This is a genomic window from Pseudomonas sp. IT-P74, from assembly GCF_949768175.1.
Lineage (GTDB): Bacteria > Pseudomonadota > Gammaproteobacteria > Pseudomonadales > Pseudomonadaceae > Aquipseudomonas.
The window spans coordinates 147891-163505 of sequence record NZ_CATKQD010000077.1; the positions used below are offsets into that span (position 1 = coordinate 147891).

At 59.8% G+C, this 15615-nt stretch carries 10 protein-coding genes, 1 pseudogene and 1 riboswitch; of the genes and pseudogenes, 6 read left to right on the forward strand and 5 right to left on the reverse strand.

What is annotated here, in order from left to right:
• Nucleotides 1–169: 169 nt before the first annotated feature.
• The 3 genes from ACM6J5_RS24955 to ACM6J5_RS24965 all read left to right on the forward strand — a co-directional run bounded on the left by ACM6J5_RS24955 (nt 170) and on the right by ACM6J5_RS24965 (nt 3361).
• The gene (locus ACM6J5_RS24955; RefSeq protein WP_095944422.1) at nt 170–1918 is read left to right on the forward strand and encodes a flavin monoamine oxidase family protein; all 1749 of its coding nucleotides are present in this window, start codon (nt 170–172) and stop codon (nt 1916–1918) included.
• 265 nt (nt 1919–2183) lie between these two features.
• Nucleotides 2184–2735: a cytochrome b gene (locus tag ACM6J5_RS24960; protein WP_095944423.1), complete on the forward strand. Its 552-nt coding sequence runs from the start codon at nt 2184–2186 to the stop codon at nt 2733–2735.
• Nucleotides 2736–2767: 32 nt separating this feature from the next.
• The gene (locus ACM6J5_RS24965; RefSeq protein WP_095944424.1) at nt 2768–3361 is read left to right on the forward strand and encodes a YceI family protein; all 594 of its coding nucleotides are present in this window, start codon (nt 2768–2770) and stop codon (nt 3359–3361) included.
• Here ACM6J5_RS24965 and ACM6J5_RS24970 read toward each other — a convergent pair.
• The 5 genes and pseudogenes from ACM6J5_RS24970 to ahcY form a co-directional block, all read right to left on the reverse strand.
• Nucleotides 3356–3448 (reverse strand): annotated as a pseudogene (locus tag ACM6J5_RS24970) (outer membrane lipoprotein carrier protein LolA); the annotation flags it as partial. The gene ACM6J5_RS24965 and the pseudogene ACM6J5_RS24970 overlap by 6 nt on opposite strands.
• A 91-nt stretch (nt 3449–3539) precedes the next feature.
• Nucleotides 3540–5408 (reverse strand): DEAD/DEAH box helicase, encoded by a 1869-nt coding sequence (locus ACM6J5_RS24975; RefSeq protein ID WP_414929529.1) that lies wholly within the window; start codon nt 5406–5408, stop codon nt 3540–3542.
• A 222-nt stretch (nt 5409–5630) separates the two neighbouring features.
• On the reverse strand, nt 5631–6446 hold the full coding sequence (locus ACM6J5_RS24980; RefSeq protein ID WP_095944426.1) for a substrate-binding periplasmic protein: 816 nt from the start codon (nt 6444–6446) through the stop codon (nt 5631–5633).
• Nucleotides 6447–6639: 193 nt separating this feature from the next.
• On the reverse strand, nt 6640–7485 hold the full coding sequence (gene metF, locus ACM6J5_RS24985) for a methylenetetrahydrofolate reductase [NAD(P)H] (protein ID WP_150672063.1): 846 nt from the start codon (nt 7483–7485) through the stop codon (nt 6640–6642).
• Nucleotides 7486–7643: 158 nt separating this feature from the next.
• Nucleotides 7644–9053: an adenosylhomocysteinase gene (gene ahcY, locus ACM6J5_RS24990; protein ID WP_095944428.1), complete on the reverse strand. Its 1410-nt coding sequence runs from the start codon at nt 9051–9053 to the stop codon at nt 7644–7646.
• A 23-nt stretch (nt 9054–9076) separates the two neighbouring features.
• Nucleotides 9077–9179: riboswitch (S-adenosyl-L-homocysteine riboswitch) on the reverse strand.
• Nucleotides 9180–9377: 198 nt separating this feature from the next.
• On the opposite strand from ahcY, the gene ACM6J5_RS24995 reads away from it, so the two are divergent.
• The 3 genes from ACM6J5_RS24995 to ACM6J5_RS25005 all read left to right on the forward strand — a co-directional run bounded on the left by ACM6J5_RS24995 (nt 9378) and on the right by ACM6J5_RS25005 (nt 15574).
• The gene (locus tag ACM6J5_RS24995) at nt 9378–9782 is read left to right on the forward strand and encodes an acyl-CoA thioesterase (protein ID WP_095944429.1); all 405 of its coding nucleotides are present in this window, start codon (nt 9378–9380) and stop codon (nt 9780–9782) included.
• A 176-nt stretch (nt 9783–9958) separates the two neighbouring features.
• Nucleotides 9959–10828, forward strand: a complete 870-nt coding sequence (locus ACM6J5_RS25000) for a formate/nitrite transporter family protein (RefSeq protein WP_414929530.1) — start codon at nt 9959–9961, stop codon at nt 10826–10828.
• A 141-nt stretch (nt 10829–10969) separates the two neighbouring features.
• Entirely contained in the window at nt 10970–15574 is a 4605-nt protein-coding gene (locus ACM6J5_RS25005) for a dermonecrotic toxin domain-containing protein (RefSeq protein ID WP_414929531.1), read from the forward strand.
• The last annotated feature ends 41 nt before the right edge of the window (nt 15575–15615 follow it).

Sequence of the window (15615 nt, forward strand, 5' to 3'; positions counted from 1 at the left end):
CTATGCAATGCGTGCCACGGGGACAACCCATTGTGTCGAATGAGCTACTTTGTACAGGCCGATAGACGTTGCTGGCAGGTGTCTGAAGGCTGACGTATCCTTCGCGGCTCTTGAGCCGTCTGGCTCGCAAAAACTGTTGTTTTCCTCGTGTGATTCCGGAGTTCGCTGAATGTCTGTCGGTTGGCTGCGCGCCTGTGCGCTGGTGATGTTGGGGCTGTTCAGCGTGTCTGCGCTGGCCAAGGATAAAACCGCGATCGTGATCGGCGGTGGCCTGTCGGGCCTGACTGCCGCGTATGAGCTGCAGAACAAGGGCTGGCAGGTCACCCTGCTGGAAGCCAAGTCGAGCCTGGGCGGCCGTTCCGGCATGGCCACCAGCGAGTGGATCGGCAACGACAAGGCCCAGCCGGTGCTGAACAAGTACGTATCGACCTTCAAGCTGAGCACCACGCCGGCCCCTGAATTCGTGCGGACCCCAGGCTACCTGATCGATGGCGAGTATTTCTCCGCCGCCGACCTGGCGACCAAGCAGCCAGCCACCGCCGAGGCGCTCAAACGCTTCGACAAGACCGTGGACGACCTGGCGCGCTCGATCGACGACCCGCAGAATCCGGCCGCCAACAATACGCTGCACGCACTGGACCAGATGAACGTATCGAACTGGCTCGACAAGCAGAACCTGCCGGCCACTGCCCGCCAGTTGATCAACCAGCAGATCCGCACCCGCTACGACGAACCTTCGCGCTTGTCGCTGCTGTATTTCGCGCAGCAGAGCCGCGTTTACCGTGGCGTCTCCGATCGCGACCTGCGTGCTTCGCGCCTGGTCGGTGGCAGCCCGGTACTGGCCCAGGCCCTGGTCAAACAGCTGAAAACCATCAAGACCAGCTCCCCGGTCTCGTCGATCATTCAGGACAAGGACGGCGTGACCGTCAAAGTCGACAGTGTCGCTTATAAGGCTGACTACGTTGTATTGGCCGTGCCACTGCGCGCTCTGAACAAGATCCAGATGACCCCGGCGCTGGACGCCCAGCACCTGGCGGCGATCAAGGGCACCAACTACGGCTGGCGCGACCAGATCATGCTGAAGTTCAAGACGCCGGTATGGGAATCCAAGGCGCGCATGTCTGGCGAAATCTACAGCAACACCGGCCTGGGCATGTTGTGGATCGAGCCTGCCCTGAAGGGTGGCGCCAACGTGGTGATCAACCTGTCCGGCGACAACGCGCGGGTGATGCAGGCATTCGGCGACAAGCAGATGGTCGATCAGGTGTTGATTCGCCTGCATGCGTTCTATCCACAGGCGCGTGGCTCGTTCACTGGTTATGAAATCCGTCGCTACAGCACCGACCCATCGACTGGCGGCGCCTACCTGGCCTTCGGTCCGGGCCAGATCAGCAAGTTCTGGCGCCTGTGGGAACGCCCTGTTCAGCGCGTAGCCTTCGCTGGCGAACACACCGACACTCTGTACCCAGGCACCCTGGAAGGCGCGCTGCGTACCGGTCAACGTGCAGCCGGCCAGGTTGAAGACCTGGCGGCGGGCAAGTCGTTCGAACCGGCGAAAGTGGGTCCGGCTGCCGCAGCGGCGGGCGCTGGTGCGGTGGTGGCGAAGAAAGGCAATTTCTTCAGCAACCTGTTCGGCGGCTCGGATGACGAGAAGAAGCCAGAGCCAGTCAAGGCACCTGAGCCGGTAGCACCTGCTCCTGTGCCGGCCCCCGCCCCGGCTGTTGCACCGGCTCCGGTCGAAGCACCGAAGCCAGCAACCCCGGCAAAAGCCGAGCCGGCCAAGAAGGCTCCGGCGAAACCGGCTGCCAGGACCGAGGCGAAAAAAGCCCCGGCCAAGACACCGGCCAAAAAAGCCGAACCGGCGAAGAAGCCGGCTGCCAAATCTGCTGCAACCCCGGCAACGGATACCAAGGCGTAGTAAGCCCCGGGATCAAAAAAACGCGGCGTAAATGCCGCGTTTTTTTATGCCCGGAGAAATCCGGGCACACAAACGAATAAACCTTTGGTAAGAAGTGTTGTTGAATTGGGCTACATTTTTGTACACACATTGGCCTTTAATCTTTTCTTAACTCGCCTGTTTCAGACTCTTTATCGTATTTCTCGATATTTCAAAGCAAAATTTTCCGCTTTAATTCGATAGATAACTCGATAGTCTTGGGCCAGCACTTACAGGGATCTAGGCAATGCAGCTACGTAACTCTACCTCCCGCTACGGCTGGGTCAGCATCTTCATGCACTGGGGCGTGGCAGTGGCCGTGTTCGGCTTGTTCGCCCTCGGGCTGTGGATGGTCGACCTCGGTTATTACGACCCTTGGCGCAAGGCCGGGCCGGATCTGCACAAGAGCATTGGCTTGATCCTGCTGGGGGTCATGGTATTGCGTGTGTTGTGGCGCTTCATCAGCCCGCCGCCGCCAACCCTGGCCAGCTACAGCCGCATGACGCGACTGGGCGCCATGCTCGGCCATGCCTTTCTGTATCTCTGTCTGTTCGCGGTGATGATTGCCGGTTACCTGATTTCCACCGCAGAAGGTGCCGGAATTCCGGTGTTTGACTGGTTTGAAGTGCCTGCCCTGGTTTCCGGACTGCCGGACCAGGCAGATAACGCCGGTGCGATTCACCTCTACCTGGCGTGGGTGCTGGTAATTTTTTCCGGCCTCCATGCGTTGGCAGCATTGAAGCACCACTTTATCGACCATGATGTGACCCTCAAGCGAATGCTGGGTCGCAAAGCCTGAAGTTCAACCTCGACTCCCAAGGAAAACAAAGCATGTTGAAAAAGACTCTCGCCGCTCTGGCAATCGGTTCTGCTGTTCTGTCTGCCAATGTGATGGCGGCTGACTACACCGTCGACAAGGAAGGCCAGCACGCCTTCGTTGACTTCAAGATCAGCCACCTGGGCTACAGCTTCATCACCGGTACTTTCAAGGACATCGACGGCAAGTTCAGCTTCGACGCTGCCAAGCCTGAAGACAGCAAGATCGAGTTCAACGTGAACACCGCCAGCGTCTTCACCAACAACGCTGAACGTGACAAGCACATCTCCAGCAAAGACTTCCTGAAAGTGGCTGATTTCCCCAAGGCTACTTTCAAGTCCACCAGCGTTAAATCCACTGGCAAAAACGCCGCTGGCAAAGACACTGCTGACGTGAGTGGCGACCTGACGATTGCTGGCGTAACCAAGCCAGTCGTGGTCAAGGCCACTTTCCTGGGTGAAGGCAAGGATCCATGGGGCGGCTACCGTGCAGGCTTCGAGGGCACTACCAGCATCAAGCGTTCCGACTTCGGCAAGATGATGGACCTGGGTCCACAGTCCGACGCGGTTGATCTATACGTCACGTTTGAAGGTGTTAAAGCGAAGTAATGCTGAGACTGTAGGAGCGAGCCTGCTCGCGGAAAACCTGAGAGCGCCGCGGAGCATCAGGCTTCCAGTGTTATCGTTGACGACCATCGCGAGCAGGCTCGCTCCTACAGGATTTCATCAGCCATAAAAAAATGCCCCCGATCTCGCGATCAGGGGCATTTTTTATTTCAGCGATAACTCAGCGATTGCGGGTCAGCAGTGCTGGTTTTTCACCACGAGGACGGCTTGGCAGTTGATCCAGTTGCTCAGGTGTCGGGAAGCGGTCAGCCTTCGACTCCTTGTGCATGATCTTCGGTGCGGGACCGCGCGGGTTCTGCACGGCAGGTTCCGAACGCGGCTGGTCGTCACGGGCCGGCCGGCGATTGCGCGAATCTTCGCGGCGGGCCTGGCCGTCGCGCGGTGCGCCACTGCGAGGACCGCTACGTTTGGCCGGTGGGGTGCCGGTGCTGGCGCCATCGCTGTTGCGCGGACCGTTCTGGCGACCTTGTGGCTTGCCGGAGCGTGGAGCGCCCGAACCTGTCGCAGTGCCTTGTGCCGGAGCACCCGGACGGCGACCACGGCCTTGCGCCGGTTTCTGCTGCGGCACGTAGTCGACGCGGTTACCGAAGTTATCGATATCGTCGTCCAGGAACTCGTCCGGGGCACGGTCAGCGGCGGCACGAGGAGGTTGCGACGGACGCTGTTCGCGAGCCGGAGTGCCTTCACGTGGCTTTTGCTGACGGGCAGGGCGCTCACCACGCTCGCCGGCCGGTTTTTCCTTACCCTTGTCCTTGCCTTTGTCCTTGCGACCACCGCCGCCACCGCTGCCGTTCGGACCGTCGCCGCGCGGGCCACGTGGACTGCGTGGGTTGCGCATGTCCGGACGCTCGCGCACTTCAGGCTTTTCCGCCTCGATGGTGCTGGCATCGAAGCCCATCAGGTCGCCGTCGGCGATTTTCTGCTTGGTCATGCGTTCGATGCTTTTCAGCAGTTTTTCTTCGTCCGGGGCTACCAGCGAAATCGCCTCGCCCGAACGACCGGCACGGCCGGTACGACCGATGCGGTGCACGTAGTCTTCATCGACGTTCGGCAGCTCGAAGTTGACCACGTGTGGCAACTGGTCGATGTCCAGGCCGCGAGCGGCGATGTCGGTGGCCACCAGGATGCGCACGGTACCGGCCTTGAAGTCGGCCAAGGCTTTGGTGCGGGCGTTCTGGCTCTTGTTGCCGTGGATCGCGACGGCGCTCAGACCGTGCTTGTCCAGGTACTCGGCCAGGCGATTGGCGCCGTGCTTGGTGCGGGTGAAGACCAGTACCTGTTCCCAGGCGCCGGCTGTGATCAGGTGCGCCAGCAAGGCACGCTTGTGGCTGGCGGGCAGGCGGAATACGCGCTGTTCGATACGCTCGACCGTGGTGTTCGGCGGCGTGACTTCGATGCGTTCCGGGTTGTGCAGCAGCTTGCCGGCAAGGTCGGTGATGTCCTTGGAGAAGGTCGCCGAGAACAGCAGGTTCTGGCGTTTGGCCGGCAGACGGGCCAGGACCTTCTTCACGTCATGGACGAAGCCCATGTCGAGCATGCGGTCGGCTTCGTCCAGTACGAGGATTTCCACGTGGGACAGATCGACGCTGCCTTGGCCGGCCAGGTCGAGCAGGCGGCCAGGGCAGGCCACCAGCACGTCTACGCCACGGGACATGGCCTGAACCTGCGGGTTCATGCCGACACCGCCGAAGATGCAGGCGCTGACGAACTTCAGGTCACGGGCATAGACCTTGAAGCTTTCATGCACTTGCGCGGCGAGTTCGCGAGTCGGGGTCAGGACCAGTACGCGCGGTTGGCGCGGGCCGTGACGCTGGGATTTGTCCGGGTGACCGTTGGGGAACAACCGCTCCAGGATCGGAAGGGCGAAACCGCCGGTTTTACCAGTACCTGTCTGCGCCGCGACCATCAGGTCGCGACCTTGCAACACGGCGGGAATGGCCCGCTGTTGCACCGGAGTAGGCTCGGTATAGCCCGCTGCCTCGATGGCGCGGACTAAAGCCTCGGAGAGACCGAGGGAAGCAAAGGACATGAGTAATCCTGTTCTAGTTAGGGCTTGGCCCAATGGGAGTCTTGCCTGGCGCGAATCGCGTTTAAGAGGACGCAATCCCGTCCGGTCCTGCTGGGTCTCGAAGGCTCGTCTACAAGCGCTCGCGCGGGCTGAAAGCTGCGCAGTAGCGGGGTTGAGATGCCTTTAACGATTCCGAGCGTCCGGGCGTGAGCCTGGCGGGAAGGCCGGAGTATAACAGAGCAATCACTGCGCGCCGCTTTCCTGCTGCTCAACGGTTTTTTCCGCGGCAGCCGTGGCCTTTTCGGTTTTCACGCTGGCTGCCGGTTCCGCGCCGTAGCGGGCACTCAGTTCAGCGTAGGCGGGCTCGCGCTTGAAACGCTTGAGTTCGGCGCCGAAACGCTGCACCAGCAGGTCCATGCCCGCATTGCGTCGCACCGCGAGAAACTGGCTTTGCTGGCTGATGATCGTGGGGTTTTCGGTGATCTTGTCGCGGATTCCCAGCTCGTCGAGCAAATGCTGGCCGACCCGGCGGTCAGTGATCAGCAGGTCAATCCGCCCGCGTACCAGTTTTCCGAAGTTGGCTTCATGGGTGGGGGCCGGCTCGCGGGTGAACAGCGTCGAATCGCTGAAATCCTTGCTGTACAGGTAGCCTGGCGAGGTGCCGATGGTCAGGCCTTGCAGGTCATCGAGGGTGCGAAACGGATGGGGCCGTTCATTGGCGTAGAACATCACGAACTGGACTTCAGACAGTGGTTCGCTGGGGTAGAGCAGGGTCGCCTCGCGTTCGTCGCTGTGAAAGATGTCCAGTGCGCCGTCGGCCTGGCCTGATTCAAGCATCGACAGGCAGCGTTTCCATGGCAGGAATTGCCACTCCACTTCGATGCCCAGGCGCTTGAAGACAATGGCGGTGGTTTCGTAGTCCAGGCCCAGGGATTTGCCGTTGTCTTCGTACACATAAGGCGCCCACGGCTCCGTGACAATGCGCAGCTTCTCGCCCCGGGCGGTGAAGCTCAGGCAAGTGAAGACAAGCACGGCGACTAACTGCGTGATCAAAGGCATGGGCTTGAGATTACGACGAGAAACCGGAAAGAGCCAGAAACTGACCGCAGATGCTCTAACTCCGTGGATTGCCGCACATTAATGGTGCGTTGAAAGCAAAAGATCGCAGCCTGCGACAGTTCCTGCAGGGAATACACATTCCGTGGCAGGAGCTGTCGCAGGCTGCGATCTTTTGATCGTGCTTTAACGACTTTTAACGCGGCAACTTCAGGTTATTCCACACCGCCAGGCTCGCTTCAGCCTGGTTCAGTGTGTAGAAGTGCAGCCCTGGAGCGCCACCCTGCAGCAGTTGTTCGCACATCTCGGTGATGACCTGTTCGCCAAAGCGCTGAATGCTTTGGGTGTCGTCGCCGTAGGCTTCCAGTTGCTTGCGGATCCAGCGCGGGATTTCCGCACCGCAGGCATCGGAGAAACGCGCCAGCTTGCTGTAGTTGGTGATCGGCATGATGCCCGGCACGATCGGGATGTTCACGCCCAGCGCCCGCACGCGTTCGACGAAGTAGAAGTAGCAGTCGGCGTTGAAGAAGTACTGGGTGATCGCACTGTCGGCGCCAGCGTTGGCCTTACGCACGAAGTTGGCCACATCGTCTTCGAAATTGCGCGCTTGCGGATGCATTTCCGGGTAAGCAGCGACTTCGATGTGGAAATGATCACCGGTTTCTTCGCGAATGAATTCAACCAGGTCATTGGCGTGGCGCATTTCACCACTGGCCATGCCCATGCCCGAAGGCAGGTCACCGCGCAGGGCGACGATACGCGTGATGCCGGCGGCTTTGTACTGGGCCAGCAGGCCGCGCAGGTCAGCTTTGCTATCGCCCACGCAGGACAGGTGCGGAGCGGCAGGGATTTTGACTTCGCTTTCGAGCTGCAACACGGTGTTCAGCGTGCGATCACGGGTCGAACCGCCGGCGCCGTAGGTGCAGGAGAAGAAATCGGGGTTGTAGGCGGCCAGCTGGCGAGCAGTGGCGAGCAGCTTTTCTTGCCCAGCATCGGTCTTCGTAGGGAAGAATTCGAAGCTGTAGCGACGATCTTGGGACATGGTCATATCCTTGGAAACGCGTGAGGCAAGCGCCGACCACCTGTAGGAGCGAGCCTGCTCGCGATGGACGTCAACGATAACGCGTACATTCTGGTTAAACGCGTTGCCGTGACGTTTCTCGCGAGCATGCTCGCTCCTACAGGAGAGGCGTCAGCCGATCAGTAGCGGTAAGCGTGCGGCTTGAACGGACCTTCGACGGTCACGCCGATGTAGTCGGCCTGGGTCTTGGTCAGTTGAGTCACGACGCCGCCGAAGCCGCGGACCATTTCCAGGGCCACTTCTTCGTCGAGTTTCTTCGGCAGTACTTCAACGGTCAGGCGCTCGGCTTTCTGGGCTGGCGACAGGTCGGCGTACTTCTGGCCGAACAGGAAGATCTGCGCCAGAACCTGGTTGGCGAACGAACCGTCCATGATGCGGCTCGGGTGGCCGGTGGCGTTACCCAGGTTAACCAGACGGCCTTCGGCCAGCAGGATCAGGTAGTCGTCATTCTGTGGGTCGAAATCGCCAGCGCCGGTACGGTGGATCTTGTGAACCTGCGGCTTCACTTCTTCCCATGCCCAGTTCTTGCGCATGAAAGCGGTGTCGATTTCGTTGTCGAAGTGACCGATGTTGCAGACAACAGCGCGCTTCTTCAGGGCCTTGAGCATGTTCGCGTCGCAAACATTGACGTTGCCGGTGGTGGTCACGATCAGGTCGATCTTGCCCAGCAGCGCTTTGTCGATGCTCGCTTCGGTACCGGTGTTGATACCATCGATGAACGGCGAAACCAGTTCGAAACCGTCCATGCAGGCTTGCATGGCGCAGATCGGGTCGACTTCGGACACTTTAACGATCATGCCTTCCTGACGCAGGGACTGGGCCGAACCCTTGCCCACGTCGCCGTAGCCGATGACCAGCGCTTGCTTGCCGGACAGCAGGTGGTCGGTGCCGCGCTTGATCGCATCGTTCAGGCTGTGACGGCAGCCGTACTTGTTGTCGTTCTTGCTCTTGGTCACCGAGTCGTTGACGTTGATGGCCGGGATTTTCAGCTCGCCCTTGGCCAGCATGTCCAGCAGGCGGTGAACGCCGGTGGTGGTTTCTTCGGTCACGCCGTGGACGCGTTCCAGAACGGCTGGGTATTTCTTGTGCAGCAGTTCGGTCAGATCGCCGCCATCGTCGAGGATCATGTTGGCGTCCCATGGCTGGCCATCCTTGAGGATGGTCTGCTCCAGGCACCACTCGTACTCTTGCTCGGTCTCGCCTTTCCAGGCGAAGACCGGGATGCCGGCAGCGGCGATGGAAGCGGCAGCCTGGTCCTGAGTCGAGAAAATGTTGCAGGACGACCAGCGCACTTCGGCACCCAGGGCAACCAGGGTTTCGATCAGCACGGCAGTCTGAATGGTCATGTGGATGCAGCCGAGGATTTTTGCGCCCTTGAGCGGTTGCTCTTCGGAGTACTTGCGACGCAGACCCATCAGAGCCGGCATTTCGGACTCGGCGATGATGGTTTCGCGACGGCCCCAGGCAGCCAGGGACATGTCGGCGACTTTGTAGTCGGTAAAATCTGCAGGCGTGATAACAGCGCTCATGAAGAGCCTCCATTCGTAATGTATGCGAATGGGCGCCGTTGTGCGTTTAGTGTCCGGCCAGTGAAGGCCAGGCAACGCCCCATCCGAGCCTGACAGGTCAAACCTGCTGCAGCGCCCCTCGGACAGGTGGCGGGAAAACGGTAGCAATTGAAGATGACCGTTTTGAAACGGTGGCGATTATAGCGGGCTCTGCTGATCTTCCAAAGCGTTTCCGTCGTTCAATGTCCGAACGGTAATCGAGACCATAGATGATGCTCAATAGAGCTCTGGGGCGGGCTCTGCCATGATGGTCAGCATCATTCGGCAAGACGCTCAGGAGTGAACATGAATTTCCACACCCGCAAATGGGTAAAACCCGAAGACCTCAACCCCAACGGCACGCTGTTCGGCGGCAGCCTGCTGCGCTGGATCGACGAAGAGGCGGCGATCTACGCCATCGTTCAGTTGGGCAACCAGCGTGTGGTCACCAAGTACATTTCCGAAATCAACTTCGTCAGCGCCTCGCGCCAGGGCGACATCATCGAACTGGGCATCACGGCGACCGAGTTCGGCCGCACCTCGATCACCCTGACGTGTGAAGTGCGTAACAAGATCACCCGCAAGAGCATCCTCACCGTTGAAAAAATGGTGTTCGTAAACCTCGGTGAAGACGGCTTGCCGGCGCCTCACGGCCGGACCGAGATCAAGTACGTCAAGGACCAGTTCAAGAATGATGACGCCGGTCAGTGAGATCGGTGGTGTCCCCATCGCGAGCAGGCTCGCTCCCACATGGGCGGCGCTTTACCTGTGGGAGCGAGCCTGCTCGCGAAAGCGGTTCTGTATTCACCGAAGATTTGTCTGGGGTACTGAACAGCCGTGAGCCCCGCGTGTCGTAGCTAAATAGCCCGCCACCGGTTGCGTATCCCATGAACTCGGCACAAGACGGCAAGACCCCGAACCTTTCGGCGCAAGAAGAGCACGAGGTCGAAAAGAGCCAGCCGCCCCGCGCCGCGGTGCTGCACGAGATCATCCGTACACAGGGCGATCAGGAGCTGGACCGCAGCATTGCCGCGTTATGGTGGTCGGCGCTGGCGGCGGGGTTGACCATGGGCCTGTCGCTGATGGGCATGGGGTTGCTCAATTCACGCCTGCCGGATGGCGAAGGATTCAAGGTGATCGCGAGTTTCGGTTATTGCGCCGGTTTTCTCGCGGTGATCCTCGCCCGTCAGCAACTGTTCACCGAAAACACCCTGACCGCCGTGCTGCCGGTGATGACCAGGCCGACGCTGGCCAACTTCGGTCGGTTGCTACGGCTGTGGACGGTGGTATTGGTCGGCAACCTCTGCGGCACCTTGCTGGTGGCGTACGTGATGCTGGAACTGCCGATTTTCGACAGCAAGACTGACGTGGCCTTTCTCGACATCGGCCGCAAGGTCATGGAAAACCACGCCAGCCAGATGTTCGCCAAGGGCATCATCTCCGGATGGATGATCGCCACCATGGTCTGGATGATTCCGTCCATGGAGAGCGCCAAGATGTGGATCATCCTCCTCATCACCTACTTCATGGCGCTGGGGGATTTCACCCACATCGTGGTCGGTTCGCTGGAGGTGTCGTATCTGGTGTTTGCCGGCGAGTTGCCGTGGAGTGATTTCTGGCTGGTGTTCGCCGGGCCGACGCTGGTGGGGAACATCATCGGTGGCAGTTTTATTTTCGCACTGATCAGCCATGCGCAGATTCGCAGCGAAAGCGGAGCAGCCCCTTCGGACAAGAAGCGAAGCACTGATTCGCCATGAAGAGCCTATGTTCGTACGGCACGGGTGGTAACCGGCTACCACCTTTGCAGTTGCTGCGCGAGCCACGCTGGTGCACGGGCTGACTGGCGAACTTTCTTCACTCTGCGTACAGGGCCCGCTTCTCGATCAAGGAATCGATTAATGGCCACACCGTCACTCCCTCCACATTTGACTGCCCTGTTGGCGGTCGCTCGAAAGATTCAAACGCTGTTTGCCGCCCGCTCCTCATTGCAGGTGGTTGCCGCTCGAGATCTGCAGAAGACTCTGCGCTGCAATTATCCGCAATTGGTGATTACCGACAGCACCCCGGTATTGATGTCACCGCAATACGAGTATGTCGATCAAGCGGTCCGCAAAACGCGGTTCAGCCGCTCCGCCATGACGGATGAACTGATCAACCGCTTCGTCGATGACAAGCTGGTTGATTACAGTGAAGGCCAGGTCATTACGGATCAGCCCGACGCGCAACCTGTGGTGCCGGGTGCCCTGAAGAACTTCGATGCCCAGACCGCCGTCAATGACTGTGGTGCCCGTTTGCTCCAGCTTTGCCAGCAGGCGTTGCTGGAGGACTGGAGCGAACTGTCGGAAACCGCGCAAACTCGCTTCGAACTTCTGGCTGCACTGCTCAAGGATGCACTCAGGGACGTGGCCTGCCAGACACCAACGCTCGATGCCAAGCAGCAACAGATGATAGCGGACGTCCTGCAAACGCCGGATAACAACCTGCGCACAGGAACGACCCGTGCTTATCTGATCGATCACTGGGGCGAGCAGGGCGGCAAGCAGTTTGAGCTGCTCAGGGGCATGGTGCTGGTATCAAGTCAGGGCGCCACCACCGACGTCGTCCTGTTTACCCTGGCCGCAGGTATCGAGGTATTTGCTTCCCTGGCCGCGCTGGGAGCGGCGTTATTCAACCGTATGACCGGACTGGCGCCCGAGAGCTTGATGCAATGGCGCCTGTTTGAACCCGATACAAACATTTTCGACGGTTTCGCCTTGACCTTTCTGGTCAAGCAACTGGCCGACCTGGAGTACGCGGTCGCCCATGGCCGTGGCTCGCCCTATTGGAGCGCAGCCTTGCTGGACCGGGCTCACGAGTTGGCGACCGGTGACTTTGACAGCCTTGATCTCAAGCCACATAGCGACCTGCAACGACTGTACGCGGCCATGCCGCTTTGGCTGAAACAGGCCAATCGTGATGTCCGTGGCTTGTTCAGCGAGTACTTCGAAGCGCTGGGCACGCTGTTCAAGCAGGCGGACTGGAAGTTCTTCAGCGACGGCCTGCCATCGATTCTCGATTACACCCGGCAAAAGCTCATGGACAAGTATCCACAGCCCGAGACGCTGAAACCCGATGACGTGGTGGTCACCATTCATACCGTCAGGGGGGGTTCCGCGGCAGGCGGTTTTCCGGTGAGAATCATCACCACTTTGCTCAATGTCGCCCTGGAAAACCTGGGGGGGCTGCCGGGCAGCTCCATCACCCTCAAGCGCAGGGACGGCAGTGCGGTGCCCTCATGGATGACGCCTGAGACCATCAAGCAGTGGATCAGCGAAGTCGACATCGGCCAGAACTATCCCGCCCTTATTGCTTCCTCGCTCAAAGATGACGAGATTGAAGTGAGCTGGAGGCGTCGTCGCTTTCTCCAGCAATTGCGCATTGAGCTACCCATGCTCGCCCTGGAACTGTTTGCTCGCGGTCAGGCCGGTTTTACGCGCACCGCTTACCGGATGGTGGTAGCGGTCATGAGCAAGCGGGCCGAGGATCGCTACGTGGCACAGAAGGCTATCGTGTTGCGCCCGTTGACCTTCAAGGCGGGTGCACTGAGCGAACCGGACACTGTGACCAACATGTTTGTGATTGGTCCCAGGGATTTCGAGCAGGGGCCGCAAATCCTCTACTGCCCTATGAGCGCAACGAAGTTGCAGGCGTTTGCCAGTCATCGGGCATTGTTCGAGGCCATCAAGCGACCAGGCCAATTGCAGCAACAGGTTCTGGCCTGGATGAGCGAGACCGGCCGCGCGACTTATCAGGCTGGCGGGTTCCAGGACCCTCACTTCAACAGTATCGATGGCCTGACGATGTTGATCGACGCCATGACCAGCAAGCCGGCCCAGCTTGGACGCGAGGAGGTCGAAGGCGATTACGGTGATCACCTTTATAAAAGTCAGGTCCAGGCGCTTATGGAGCAAGCGGACCGGCAGTCGGTGTCGAACAGCGAAAACCGCTGGGCGCGCCGCAAGGAGGGTTTGTACCTGGGGCTGAACAGTGTCATGCCGTTTGTCACGGGGCCGCTAGCTGCGGTGGGCTGGTTGTTGGTGGCCTGGGATGTTCAACAGCAAATCAATGTGGTCCGCGGCAATAAGGCAGAAGGCAAGGAGGTGGCCATGGCCGGTTTCCTGATGAACATGGCGTTGGTGATGGCGCATTACTCGCGCACCAACATCGAAAGCGCTCTGGATGAAGCATCGTCCAGCGAGACTCAGGAAGCGTCGCAGGGCGCCCGGATCATTGATGCAGACGTAGTGCCGGGCGAAGCGGTTGTTCCCGTCGTCGCATCAGACAACCCCCAGGTACTGACGCCGCAAACGTCCGTCGCGCGCGCCTTGTGCATGCCGACCGCGCGGGTCGACTATGGCTGGATAACGCCCTCCAGTCGATTGACGGCCTCTCAGGAGGCCAGCCTGAACGCCTTTACGGTATCTGAACCCCAACGAGCCGAGTCGATTACCAGCGGCCTGAACACAGGGTTGCATGAAGCCCTTGGTCAGTTGTATGTCCATGTCGAGGATGACTGGTTCAAGGTGTCGAGGTTCTCCGAAGGGGTTCGGATTGCGTCGGCAGAGAGCGATGGGCGTCCAGGTCCGTGGCTCAAGTCCAATGGTCGTGGGGGATGGATGCTGGACCTGAGACTGCGTTTGCTCGGGGGAAGCTCGAGCGAGCAGGCGTCGACGACGGCTCAGGCGGGCGTTGAACTGAAAACGCGATTTGATGCGCTCTATGCCGAATTCGACGGGCAGGCCTGGGTGGAGGTGAATACGCAGGAAGCGCTCGGTAAAGTTCAGAACCCTGCAACGGGTATCAGGCAGCTCAGCAGTGAGCTCGCCAGGGTTGAAACCTTGGGAGGCCGGGCGAAACAACTGTCGGAGTTGCTCGAACAGCGTCGTCGGTTTGAAGTCGTGAGCGGGTTTTCGACGATGCGCAGCGCATTCCTGGGCCGGCAGATCCGTTGCCTGCGGGCGCAAATCGTACTCAAGTCGGCGTTACGGCAATTGCGTTATACCGAGTTGGGCGGGCCGCAACAGGATATCAGCGTCCTGAGCCTGAGTGATTTTGCCCGTACATCCATCACCTCACAAAACCGCCTCGCCTTGTTTCAGTTGGGCAAGCTTCATGAGCAGGTCATCGGTCTCCATCGTCAAGCGTATCTACTGCTTGGGCAGATGCGCAGAACGGCCGTTACCGGCGATGCTCAACTCAGCGAACTGGACGTCGCGCCCTGGGCGGACCAAAGGGCGATGGTCGCCTGGCAGGAAGCCGGTTTACGCCCGAAAATGTTGTATTGCCTCAAGCAATCCACGGTAGGGCAACCCCTGGAACAGTTGGCGCAGATCACACTGCTCTGCCAGGTGAAACTCTCGACCTATCGGCGGTTGCAGGGCGCAGAACGCCCGGAACTGGAGACGCGGATTCGGGTGATGAATGACGTGATCGACGCACTCGCCTGGGCCGATGTCCGGCTGGGCAGGCTGAGCGGAACGTCAGGCGATTTTTTTGACCAGGCCGCATTCAATGACTTTCGAAAATACCTGCAGCAACTGCGCGCAAATGTCCTGAAGGATGTCCTCAAGCAGTATGCGCAGCGTGCCGGTGAAACACGGAAAAAGCAGTTTGCCAGGCAAACGCTCAGGGTCCAAAGCCGTGAATGGGGAGCGTTAATCGGCGAAAAGTCACTCAATCCCGACATTGGCGATGCTCTGACCTTTACCGATCCCTACAGCCGGCGGGTCTACGCGACCTTTGAAAAAACCACGACGTCCGGCCAGGTGGACTGGACATTGCGGCGTGTACCAGGGGCGCCCGTATCGAGTGCCTTGCACTACCTCAGGGCCGCCGAGCTCAAGCAACTCGGTGAGCGCTGCAGGGAGCGGTTGCCGACCCTGGAGGCCGATCTGCGCCTGGCGCCACGCACCATCAGGAGGGAGCTCGAGGCATTGGCGCAAAGCATGCTGCAATTGCGCGAGCACTTTGCAGGCGAGGCCCCGATCGACAAGCAGTGGCACCAGCAGATGACTGACCAGGCCAGCGACCTGAAAACCCTCGCCCGTGAGGCATATGCACGTATGGTGCTGGCCCGTGAACCGACGGCGGCGGGGGTCGAGGACCTGTTGGCCGAAGGCGTCATATCAATCAAGGAAGTACCCGGCACCGGTATCGTGTCGGGTGAAGGCAGGGCGCCACTGTTTCGCTGCTTCTACATCAGCAAGGTGGCCCCCTCCAGCGACGCCGTGACGACCCCGCAAATCATCTGGTTCGCCCACTTTCGCTATCCTGTCGGCACCGTCAGCCGCAGTGGTGTGGACTTTTCCAGGGCCTATCTGCGCCGTTACGCCGATCCCTATCTTAGCTTCGAGCAACGTTTGGGCGAGGCCCGTGATCTGGAACGACGGCTGAGCCTGATGCGCTCCACCCTTGACCCGAAATCGGCACAACAACTGTTTTTCACTGAGGGCCCCGTGAGCTGAAAAGCCCGATCCTGTAGTCGTCTTGACCCGCGGGGGCTGAG

Excerpts from the sequence above, each read along its gene's own strand:
- ACM6J5_RS25005 (WP_414929531.1), top strand. The coding sequence starts at position 10,970 with ATGGCCACACCGTCACTCCCTCCACATTTGACTGCCCTGTTGGCGGTC.
- ACM6J5_RS24995 (WP_095944429.1), top strand. The coding sequence starts at position 9,378 with ATGAATTTCCACACCCGCAAATGGGTAAAACCCGAAGACCTCAACCCC.
- ACM6J5_RS24960 (WP_095944423.1), top strand. The coding sequence starts at position 2,184 with ATGCAGCTACGTAACTCTACCTCCCGCTACGGCTGGGTCAGCATCTTC.
- ahcY (WP_095944428.1), bottom strand. The coding sequence starts at position 9,053 with ATGAGCGCTGTTATCACGCCTGCAGATTTTACCGACTACAAAGTCGCC.
- metF (WP_150672063.1), bottom strand. The coding sequence starts at position 7,485 with ATGTCCCAAGATCGTCGCTACAGCTTCGAATTCTTCCCTACGAAGACC.
- ACM6J5_RS24965 (WP_095944424.1), top strand. The coding sequence starts at position 2,768 with ATGTTGAAAAAGACTCTCGCCGCTCTGGCAATCGGTTCTGCTGTTCTG.
- ACM6J5_RS25000 (WP_414929530.1), top strand. The coding sequence starts at position 9,959 with ATGAACTCGGCACAAGACGGCAAGACCCCGAACCTTTCGGCGCAAGAA.
- ACM6J5_RS24975 (WP_414929529.1), bottom strand. The coding sequence starts at position 5,408 with ATGTCCTTTGCTTCCCTCGGTCTCTCCGAGGCTTTAGTCCGCGCCATC.
- ACM6J5_RS24980 (WP_095944426.1), bottom strand. The coding sequence starts at position 6,446 with ATGCCTTTGATCACGCAGTTAGTCGCCGTGCTTGTCTTCACTTGCCTG.
- ACM6J5_RS24955 (WP_095944422.1), top strand. The coding sequence starts at position 170 with ATGTCTGTCGGTTGGCTGCGCGCCTGTGCGCTGGTGATGTTGGGGCTG.